This is a genomic window from Ensifer sp. 22521 (assembly GCF_052044795.1).
In the GTDB taxonomy this organism is placed as follows: Bacteria; Pseudomonadota; Alphaproteobacteria; order Rhizobiales; family Rhizobiaceae; genus Ensifer.
In genome coordinates this window covers 26,893-34,565 of sequence record NZ_JBQENM010000042.1, presented here as the reverse complement: position 1 = coordinate 34,565, position 7,673 = coordinate 26,893, and the positions used below count along the sequence as shown (strand labels likewise).

At 58.2% G+C, this 7,673-nt stretch carries 8 protein-coding genes and 1 pseudogene; 1 reads left to right on the top strand and 8 read right to left on the bottom strand.

The annotated features are described in order from the left end of the window. Positions 1-126 precede the first annotated feature (126 nt). From istB to ACTJKE_RS34470, 6 genes and pseudogenes are all read right to left on the bottom strand, one after another. Positions 127-864 (bottom strand): IS21-like element helper ATPase IstB, encoded by a 738-nt coding sequence (gene istB / locus ACTJKE_RS34495; RefSeq protein WP_014330260.1) that lies wholly within the window; start codon positions 862-864, stop codon positions 127-129. A 12-nt stretch (positions 865-876) separates the two neighbouring features. Further along, positions 877-1,803: pseudogene (locus ACTJKE_RS34490) on the bottom strand (Mu transposase domain-containing protein); the annotation flags it as partial. Positions 1,804-1,854: 51 nt separating this feature from the next. Then, entirely contained in the window at positions 1,855-2,229 is a 375-nt protein-coding gene (locus ACTJKE_RS34485; protein ID WP_440693732.1) for a transposase, read from the bottom strand. A gap of 836 nt (positions 2,230-3,065) precedes the next feature. Then, positions 3,066-3,344 (bottom strand): hypothetical protein, encoded by a 279-nt coding sequence (locus ACTJKE_RS34480; RefSeq protein WP_440638628.1) that lies wholly within the window; start codon positions 3,342-3,344, stop codon positions 3,066-3,068. A 341-nt stretch (positions 3,345-3,685) separates the two neighbouring features. Then, positions 3,686-3,886, bottom strand: a complete 201-nt coding sequence (locus ACTJKE_RS34475) for a hypothetical protein (protein ID WP_440638630.1) — start codon at positions 3,884-3,886, stop codon at positions 3,686-3,688. Positions 3,887-4,420: 534 nt separating this feature from the next. Further along, positions 4,421-5,233, bottom strand: a complete 813-nt coding sequence (locus tag ACTJKE_RS34470; RefSeq protein ID WP_058328165.1) for an alpha/beta hydrolase — start codon at positions 5,231-5,233, stop codon at positions 4,421-4,423. 454 nt (positions 5,234-5,687) lie between these two features. Between ACTJKE_RS34470 and ACTJKE_RS34465 the strand changes: the two genes are divergently transcribed. After that, on the top strand, positions 5,688-6,668 hold the full coding sequence (locus tag ACTJKE_RS34465) for a GlxA family transcriptional regulator (RefSeq protein ID WP_058328166.1): 981 nt from the start codon (positions 5,688-5,690) through the stop codon (positions 6,666-6,668). A gap of 164 nt (positions 6,669-6,832) precedes the next feature. Here ACTJKE_RS34465 and ACTJKE_RS34460 read toward each other — a convergent pair whose 3' ends face one another. Both ACTJKE_RS34460 and ACTJKE_RS34455 read right to left on the bottom strand, forming a co-directional pair. Further along, a complete protein-coding gene (locus ACTJKE_RS34460) occupies positions 6,833-7,096 on the bottom strand; it encodes a hypothetical protein (protein WP_057255881.1) in 264 nt (87 codons plus the stop codon). Between the two features lie 271 nt (positions 7,097-7,367). Further along, positions 7,368-7,622 (bottom strand): YMGG-like glycine zipper-containing protein, encoded by a 255-nt coding sequence (locus ACTJKE_RS34455; RefSeq protein WP_057255883.1) that lies wholly within the window; start codon positions 7,620-7,622, stop codon positions 7,368-7,370. Positions 7,623-7,673 lie beyond the last annotated feature (51 nt).

Here is a 7,673-nt window from a genome sequence, read left to right as displayed (position 1 = left end):
TGCCGATTCCGATGAAGCCGCCCCTTCGTTCCGAGATGATTGCGCTCCCAGTTTCCGGGATGATCTCGCCCCCTGTCTAGGGAGGTCTGCGGGCGATGATTGTTGTCAGTTCAATTAGGCTAGGTGTCAAGCTTTGCGGGGTAGGTTTCGGCGCAGACTATCGCCGCTCAATTCGATGCGGTGGGCATTGTGGACCAACCTGTCGAGTATGGCATCGGCATAGGTTGGGTCGCCGATGACACCGTGCCAGGCGGATACGGGAAGTTGGCTGGTAATGATCGTCGACCGACGGCCGTAGCGATCTTCGAGGATTTCCAGCAAATCGTGACGGGCCTGTTCATTGAGCGGTTCGAGCCCCCAATCATCCAGTATCAGGAGCTGAACGTGGCCCAAGGTCCGTTGCAGCCGGGCATACCGGCCGTCACCACGCGCGAGCGCAAGCTGGGCAAACAGCCTTGGGACACGCTGATAGAGAACTGAGCGATCGTCTCGGCAAGCCTTGTGACCGAGAGCGCAAGCCAACCAACTCTTTCCGACACCCGAGGGTCCGCAAATGGCCAGATTGTCATGAGCGTTGATCCAGTCGCCACCGAGCAGTTTCATGAAGAGAGCACGGTCGAGGCTGCGTTCGGCGCGATAATCGACATCTTCCGGGGTCGCCTGGTGGCGAAGCTTGGCAAACCTGAGACGTGCCGCAAGCTTGCGATCGTAACGGGAGCTCCATTCCCGTTCGAGCAGCAGTCCGAGCCATTCGGCGTGCGAGAGATGTTCGGCTTCGCCGTTGGCAACGAGTTCGCCAAAGGCCTTTGCCATGCCGGACAGGCCCATGGCATTCAATTTATCTAGTGTTGGATGAGCAAGCATCTTTCGTTCTCCTTAGTGGTAATAGCGGGGGCCGCGGATGTTGGCGTGATGGATCGGTTCATGCGACGCCGCTCCATTTGAGGCAGCCGTTCGGTCAAGGTGATTGTCGAGGATGGAGCGCACCGAGCCATAGGTCCGGGCCCCGATCTCCAGCGCCCGCCCGCAAGCGGCATTGACCCTGTCGCGGCCAAAGCTCTTGCTGAGGCGGATGATCCCGAGGCAAGCTCGAAAGCCCTGCTCGGGATGTGGCCTGTCGGCAAGGATGCGCTCGCACAACAGCGCGACATCCGGTCCCATGGCGGAGGCTTCGCGTTGAATGCGTTCGATCGTCCAGTCGGCAAAACGGCGATGCGCCGAGGGCATATGATCGGGGATCGTCGTGTGCTTCCCGTTGCCGCTGGAGCGGCGATGGGCGGCAATACGCTCGCCCTTGTGGAAGATCTCGATCGTATTGGCGGTGATACGAGCCTCAACCTGCTCGCGGGCGAAGCGATAGGGAACGGAATAATAGTGCCGCTCGATCTCGACGTGATAATCCAGCCCGGCACGTCGTATACGCCATTCGGCAAAGACATAGCGTTCGACAGGCAGTGGTCGCAAAACCGGACGATCAAGCTCTTCGAACAGTTGACGGCGCGTGACGCCAACGCGGCGCAGGACTCGTTTGTCATTGAGATCATGAAGCAATTCGCCGATCGCCGCATTGACCTCGGCCAAGCTATAGAAGATGCGATGGCGCAGCCGGCCCAATAGCCAGCGTTCGACGATACGAACCGCAGCTTCCACTTTCGCTTTGTCACGCGGGCGTCGCGGCCGCGTTGGCAAGACGGCGCTGCCATAATGGGCTGCCATCCCGCAATACGTCCGGTTGACCTGGGGATCGAAGTGGCAGGCCTTGATGATCGCTACCTTGGCATTGTCGGGAACCAGCAAGGCTGGCGTCCACCGGCTTCGTTGCCACCATGATCCGCACGCGGTTCGACGGGAAGATCATGCCGAGACCGCAAATGCACGGGCGACGGCTACGATCCGGGCGGCGGACGCGCCTTCCTCCAAGCGGATGGTGACAGAACCAAAGACGATCTCAGGGCGGCTGACTTCTTTCATCGGCAGCACCGCATCGGACGTTTCGACAACCATCGCCGCGAATTCCATCGCATCTTCGGGCGCAGGCAAAACCAGCTTGCCCTGCCGCGCCATCGTGCGCCACGAAGACAGATGGTTAGGCTTCAGCCCATAACGCTCCGCCACATCGTTCACCGTCACGCCCGTACGCAGACTCTCCGACACGATCCTGGCCTTCACTTCGTCTGGCCACTTCCGATGACCATCACGTCCGGACCTCCTGGTCGTGAGAACCTCCAACGTACTCTCCATGGAGAAACTCCCTTCGGTCTTCCATGGAAAGCCCATCACAGATCAAGGCGGGCAGAACAACGTGGCAGCAAAACACCGATTACGGACAAGGTGCGTTTCGTTCGCGATTGAGATGTTTCACCGCCAGCAATCGGAGTTTGAGTGCTATGGGACTGATAGACGACCATATAGCCTATGCCGAACCCCATGTTCGCCCGGTTTTGTTAGGCGTCAGGGGGCGAATACTGACTCTCGATAGGAGAGTGTAGGAACATGCTACGCCCGCACAACGCATCGGCTATCATTGCGGTCGGATCTTCGCAGAGGTGAAAGTCCAGAAAAAATGTGTGCTCATCAGGGTGTTTGATTGCGGGGTTCCTGACCCGTTGCATATGCTTCGGCACATTGAGCATGCGAAACTGAACGGCTGGCAGCATGATAAGGAGATGCGGCTGCAGGACGTGGAGGAAATCGAACCCGCGATGCCTTTCGTGGCAGCTTCGTTAAGGAGAGCGATGCGGTTGTAACAAAAAAGGCCGGGCTGAACCCGACCTTCCGAGAACCGGTAGCGGGTGGTTCTGGTTCCTCCGATGAGCCTTTTGAAACCCATTGGAGATACCGCAAATCAAGCTTTGTCGTCGCTTGACGCGAGCCAGACGCTACCGGCAAAAGGGATTATACTCCTCCCATCTCTCAATGCCAAACTCTTTCAACTCGAAAGCCTCCCTACAGAGGGAAAACGCTCGGGCAACGCCTTGCCTATGTCTTGATACCCGCGACATGCCAGACGACGGAAATCCGGCTCCTGCAGGGGGATTTTGAGGGCGGCGGGGATCACTCCACTATCAAGCGGTGGCGCGCCAATCGTCATCGTCATCGGCAGTAACGCCATCCACCGGCCATTCCATCAAAGCAAGCTCGATCTCGGAGACGATCCATATCTTGCGGCTGTGCCATCGTCGCGGCTTGGGAAGAAAACCCTCCAGCACCATCTCGTCCACTGTGTTCACGCTCACCCCGATCGCGGTAGCAACTTCGCTCCGATTGAGACCGAGCCGCGGAATCGGTCGATCCGGGTAGAGTTCGTTGTAGCGCCGACGAGCGTCCTCGAGATCGGCTTCCATTCATCTTGCCTTCCGCGTCTATGCTCGCTGGGCTCAAAACTGAGCCGAGCACCTAGGCTCGCACAGCACACCATGTAGTCAAGGAGTAGGGCACAGCCCAAACTGGCTATTGAAAAGGTTACAGATTTCTGACGCGCTCATTGATAAACTAGCGACATGCGTGGCTTGCTGCTCTCGATTGTTGTGCTGAGTGGGCTCCTGGCGGTCGACTGGATCGCATCCGAGGGGCGCTATAGCAGCGCGGTTTGGCGCGGAGCGAATGAAGAAGGCCAATACGTCCGATATCGGGTGCAAGATTTGGTCGATATGATCGGCCTGTAGTGCGGCGCATCCATGACAATCTACTGGGGCAGCAAGAAACCGCTTTGGGATTGGCTGCTCTCGATTTCGAAAATCTCGCGCTTCAGACGCGCAATGTGCGCATACGAATACTGCGCATCCTCCAACAGCATATAGGCTTGGTCTTCCGCGTATTTCGCATGGCGGCGATGGTTGTCGATCTGCGCCAGCTTTTGTTTGATCCGAGGATCGTCCCTGTGCATTCCAGCCTCCTGGAAAGCCCCCGCCATAAGCTGGGTTTGACCTTCAGAGTTAAATTAGCAGCCACTGAAATTCAGCGCCAGTTGCTCACGTGAGCTACGCCAAAGGCAGGAGTAATCGGGCGGCGTGACCTCTCACGTACTCCCATCTCGTTTCGCTCCTCTTGTTTAACCGCGTCACGCAAAAGGGGGCTATAAATACGGGCGCAAGCTACGCGACGTCTACCGCAATGGGCAATCGCTCGGGGGCCAGCTTGTTGACGTGGGGCTGGTGCTGTTAGCGCTTTGCCGAGATGGCCCTGGTCATCGGCGATTGAGCCCCGGTCATCTACCTCCGGGAGCGCTGAGCGGTGAAGGGTGAGTTTAAAATTTCTCAAATGATTCAAAGGGACTTAATCGCCCCTCACTTTTCCCGCTAAGCGTTGTTTTCATTGCGAAAATACGGACTTCTTGCATTCCTGCAGGGGTCGCCAAGTTTCTAACGATCTGTTTCTTCGATAGAAATTGTGGATCCTGTCACGAGGTGCGCAGGGCGGCCTATGTGGCGTTCCGCTTCAACGCCTCCACGAAGTGAATAACCTCGCTTACCGTATTGTCGTTCCAGATGTCGTTGTGGCCGGCGCGCTCGTCGATCTGCATCTGCTTGGGTTCAGGCGCAATGCGATAGAGCGCTTCGCCCGACGACAGGGGAATGCTGTCGTCCAACCGTCCGTGAATGAAAAGCTTTGGTTGCGTCACCGCCGCTATTTTGAGGTCGGAGCGGAAGGGATCCTTGATGAGGAGCGTGACCGGCAGGAACGGATAGCGCGCTTCGGCGACCGACAGAACCGACAGATATGGGGAGATAAGGATCACGCCGGAGACTGGCCTTTGTGCCGCCGTGTTCACGGCGACGCCAGTGCCGAGCGAGCGGCCGAGCACGACGATGCCCCCTTTGGTGCGGTGCGCCAGCCAGTCGAACGCCGCGATGCCGTCGGTCAGCAAACCGTCCTCGCCTGGTGAGCCGGTCGATCCCGGATAGCCGCGATAGGAAATCGCAAGCAATCCAATGTCCCGCGCAGCCAATGCCTGTGCGAGAAACCCATAGTTGTCTGTTCGATCTCCATTCCCGAAAAAGAGCAGCACACCGGGTTTGTCGGGCTTACCTTCACTATAAAGCGCGTGCAGCGTCTCACCATCTGGTGTTTTGACGGAGACGTTCTCACCCCAACTCGCTGGGTTCGGTGCGGCAGTGGCGTCGGCCCCGGGATAGAGAAGGGTGCGCTGCGAAAAATAGATGAGACCGAGAAGAACGAGATAGGTCAGCACCGCCACCAGCGAAAAGATGAGTAGAAATCTTGTGATGCTCATGACGCCACATCCAGCTACAGGGAGAGAAGAGTCTCCGTCAAAAAAAACACATCGATCGAAATATCCGAAAATATTGATGCTGAGTACTGCAGTGTCAGCGGATGGTGCGAAACGTCCGGAGCCAGTGGCGGATATGTTCGCTAATATGCGGTAGAAGTTGTAATTGGTCTGTATTTGCTCACGCCGTACCGATCCTTGACCTCCGCACGAAGACTGGACCAGGTGAGCCTGGCCGATAATGGATGCGGCTGCCTGCGGCCCTTCCTTTTGTGATGGCACATAAAAAAACGGGCCGGTGGATAGCTCCAACCGGCCCGTTCCGGCAAAAGGCGGAAAGGGGAACGTCTCTGCGCGGGGCTGCAGCGCCGCGCGTAGGGAGATCGATACGGACTGATAATGCCCGAACGCCATTTCCGGAATTGACATTTATCGCTCAAAAATTGACATTTCCCGCATGCCCTCCGATGGACGTCCACAATCTGTGATCGAAGTTTCTGTCGTCATCCTGCCGGAGTCGTCGATCATGTCGCTCGCCTCGGTGCTGGATCCGATGCGCGCTGCCAACCGCATCTCCGGTCGTGATGTATTTCGCTGGCGGCTGCTTTCGGCGGATGGAAAGCCGGTGACGTTGACCTGCGGCGTGCCGATCGTGGTCGATGGCACGTTTGCCCAGCCGCTCGCCGGCGACGCGCTGCTGGTGATCGGCGGTTTCAATCTCGACCGGCATGTGGGAAAAAAATTCATCGGGATCCTGCAGGAGTCCTCCCGGCATTTCGACATCGTCGCCGGCATCGAGTCAGGCTGCTGGCTACTCGGGCGAACCGGCCTGCTCAATGGCCGGCGGGCGACTGCCCACTGGGAAGAACTCGAAGACTTCAGCCAGGCTTTTCCGGCCTTGACCGTGCTTGGCGACCGCTTCGTCGCCGACGGCAAGTTCTGGACATCGGGCGGCGCATCGCCGACCTTCGACATGATGCTGCACTGGATCACGCAGAGATTGGGTTCGGCGCTGGCACTCGATGTCGCCAGCATCTTCGTCTACGACCAGACGCACAACGCGACCGACGTTCAGCCATTCGTTTCGCTTGGGCGCATCGAGACGCGCGACCCGGAGCTCGCCGAGGCGATTCGGCTGATGGAGCGCACCCTTGAGCGTCCGTTGACGATCGCGGCTTTAACGAAGCGGCTGTCGATTTCGCAGCGCAAGCTGGAGTTACTTTTTGCGCGGGGACTGTCGACCAGTCCCGGCGCCTACTATCTGCGCCTTCGCCTTCAGGTCGCACACCGTCTGGTTCGCGATTCTGGCAGCGCGATTCGCGAGATTGCACTCCGCTGCGGCTTCGACAGCCTGTCGGCTTTCTCGCGTGCCTATAGCCGCGAATACGGCATGAGCCCACTGAAGATGCGGCTGGCGCGGCGAGCGGCTGCGGCTTAGCGTTGGCAAAGGCCAAACGCGCCTGCCGCATGTTCTTGTCCTTTAATCGTACCCGATTAAAGGACAAAAAAATGCAGCAATTCAAAGTGCTACAGCGACCTTTGCGCGTCTGATAAGACGCGCGGCGCTGTAGACATCTCAGATATTCAGATCAGGACTAGGGGTCAGTGGACCGTCTGCGGCGGTTCGTCGGTAAACGCCTGGATGCCGTCTCGCCGCACGGTCGCAATGAACTCCTCAAAGGCTTCGCGATCGGTGGGGAAGGGTTCCTCCCACGTGGTGGAAAAACCTTCCTCATCGATAACCTCGAGGACCCAATCGAGATTCGAGCCTGCTGGCCGATAAATGCGCAATTCGACGACGACGCCGTCGTCACTGAACTGGCCGGAAAATTCTGAATACTCGTACGTCTGCTCTTCGTCAGTCATTTCCGCAGTCTAACACGCTTGATAAAGGACGTCTCATGCTGTTCGGCAGTTATCGCTGCTCCAGCGGGCATCGATGCTAGTCGTCACCGTCATCTTGTACTTGGCACCGAGAAGCTGGTGCCGGCATGGCTTGGCCCCATCCAAAAACATGGCCCGACCGCCCAGGCGCTACGCGCGGCGGCCAGGTTTTTGGCGATGGGAAGGCCCCCCTGGCCAGGTTCGAAGCTACGGAGCGTCGAAATTGACACCCCGTCCGCTCCGAATGTTGCTGTTATCGGCAGCGTGCTTCGTATCGCCGACCGTAGCGATCACGATAGATGCAATAGCCGGCGCGCTCTTGCGAACGACCGATCAGGTTGCCTATGACGCCGCCGGCGACAGCGCCGATTGCCGCGCCGCCCCAGCTATCGCTCACGGCGCCCCCGATGATGGCACCGGTGCCAGCGCCAATCGCCGTCCCTTTCTCGGTCTGCGTGCAGGACGCAAGCGTACCAATCATTCCAATCGCAATGATAAGCTTTTTCATGCTTTCACCCCTTTGCTACAAATCAACCTGGGAGTTCACCACTCTGCATCC

Excerpts from the sequence above, each read along its gene's own strand:
- ACTJKE_RS34480 (WP_440638628.1), bottom strand. The coding sequence starts at position 3,344 with ATGGAAGCCGATCTCGAGGACGCTCGTCGGCGCTACAACGAACTCTAC.
- ACTJKE_RS34470 (WP_058328165.1), bottom strand. The coding sequence starts at position 5,233 with ATGAGCATCACAAGATTTCTACTCATCTTTTCGCTGGTGGCGGTGCTG.
- ACTJKE_RS34475 (WP_440638630.1), bottom strand. The coding sequence starts at position 3,886 with ATGCACAGGGACGATCCTCGGATCAAACAAAAGCTGGCGCAGATCGAC.
- ACTJKE_RS34455 (WP_057255883.1), bottom strand. The coding sequence starts at position 7,622 with ATGAAAAAGCTTATCATTGCGATTGGAATGATTGGTACGCTTGCGTCC.
- istB (WP_014330260.1), bottom strand. The coding sequence starts at position 864 with ATGCTTGCTCATCCAACACTAGATAAATTGAATGCCATGGGCCTGTCC.
- ACTJKE_RS34460 (WP_057255881.1), bottom strand. The coding sequence starts at position 7,096 with ATGACTGACGAAGAGCAGACGTACGAGTATTCAGAATTTTCCGGCCAG.
- ACTJKE_RS34465 (WP_058328166.1), top strand. The coding sequence starts at position 5,688 with ATGCCCTCCGATGGACGTCCACAATCTGTGATCGAAGTTTCTGTCGTC.